Origin of the sequence: Curtobacterium sp. ODYSSEY 48 V2, from assembly GCF_023712625.1 — a bacterium.
Taxonomy (GTDB): domain Bacteria; phylum Actinomycetota; class Actinomycetes; order Actinomycetales; family Microbacteriaceae; genus Curtobacterium.
The window spans coordinates 1-398 of the sequence record NZ_JAMAXX010000059.1; the positions used below are offsets into that span (position 1 = coordinate 1).

Below are 398 nucleotides of genomic sequence, written 5' to 3' on the forward strand. Positions count from 1 at the left end.
GTTCAGGGCGGCGAGTTTTTAATGGGGGATTTTGGACCATTAGTCGGTCAAAAACTACCTTTCAGCATAAACCAGGATGATAAGGTATTACATAAAGTTGTATTAAGTGATTTTTCGATATCAAAGTTTAAAGTTACCAACGATGATTATAATAAATATCTGCAAATAACAGGGGTAAAAAAAGCACCCATCCATATTTTTTTAAAAAATTATCCATCCTTGCAAAAAGGAGATTATTCTGTTGGGGTTACCTGGCAACAGGCAAAAGACTATTGTCAGTGGTTAGGTAAGGAGTCTGGTAACAAGATTGATTTACCAACAGAGGCGCAATGGGAATATGCAGCAAGATCCAGAGGTCAATATTTTCAGTTTCCAACAAATAATGGTGAGTATTTACC

1 protein-coding gene is annotated in these 398 nt (G+C 36.2%); it reads left to right on the top strand.

Annotated features, from left to right (window positions below):
- A partial coding sequence (locus tag M3666_RS16470) for a formylglycine-generating enzyme family protein (protein ID WP_251155824.1) occupies window positions 1–398 on the top strand: 398 nt, incomplete at both ends.